Origin of the sequence: Candidatus Pelagibacter communis, assembly GCF_001180205.1 — a bacterium.
Taxonomy (GTDB): Bacteria; Pseudomonadota; Alphaproteobacteria; order Pelagibacterales; family Pelagibacteraceae; genus Pelagibacter; species Pelagibacter ubique_O.
In genome coordinates this window covers 1-918 of record NZ_CVSU01000002.1, presented here as the reverse complement: position 1 = coordinate 918, position 918 = coordinate 1, and the positions used below count along the sequence as shown (strand labels likewise).

The window sequence follows — 918 nt, the reverse complement described above, 5'->3', positions numbered from 1 at the left end:
TTGTTATTGCTTCAATTATTTCTTCTCTACCATGCCCTAAAGGATTACAAAACAATCCTGAGCTTGCATCAATCTGTGTTTGACCTTGATGGTTTTTTAAATACACACCTTTAGCTTCAACAATTAATCTTGGGTTCTCTTTAAAGTCTTTATTAGATGTAAATGGCATCCAGTGTTCATTTAAAGAATTTGGAATTGCTGTTTTGTTTTGTGTGCTCATAAAAATTTCTTTCTAAAAATATTTTAATTTAATCTTAAAGCCTCTTTAGACTAAAATAAATGGATTAACTACCACATTATTGACACAACCAATGATTGTATAAACCTTCTTTTTTGTTTTACTTCGGAGACGATTTGAATTTAAATATGCGGAATTTAATTAATTAAACATAGGGGAATAAATGAAAAAAATACTAAGTTTTATTCTAGGATCTATTTTTGCACTTAACCTATCAATTTCAGTTGCTAATTCAGCTGCAAATGAAGTTAGAGTTGCATATTTTCTAGAATGGCCAAGCCCAAATTTAGAAGACATGCAGAAAAAGAATTTTGCTAAAGCTCTTGGTGTTCCAGTAAAATGGACAAATTTCACTAATGGTGGAGCAATGACTGATGCAATGTTAGCAGGAGATATCGATATTTCTTACTCACAAGGATTAGTACCTTTTATCAATGCTGTAAAATCTAATGCACCTATCAAATTAGTTGATATTGCTATGGAATACGGAATGGGTGGAACTACTTGTGTTACATCCAACGCTTCTGGAATTACAAAAGCAAACGCTACTGAATTAGAAGGTAAAAAAGTTGCTGTTCCATTAGGAACAATGGCTGAATACGTTTTTGATGAAAGTATGAAAGTTGTTGGTGCTGACAGAGGTAAAATGGATATTATCCAAATGGATCCTGAAGAAGGTG

Annotated in this window: 2 pseudogenes; one reads left to right on the top strand and one right to left on the bottom strand. The window is 32.1% G+C overall.

Annotated elements, in window-relative coordinates:
• Positions 1–220, bottom strand: a pseudogene (locus AMO08_RS00015) (aminotransferase class III-fold pyridoxal phosphate-dependent enzyme); the annotation flags it as partial.
• 181 nt (positions 221–401) lie between these two features.
• Between AMO08_RS00015 and AMO08_RS00010 the strand changes: the two are divergent.
• Positions 402–918 (top strand): annotated as a pseudogene (locus AMO08_RS00010) (ABC transporter substrate-binding protein); the annotation flags it as partial.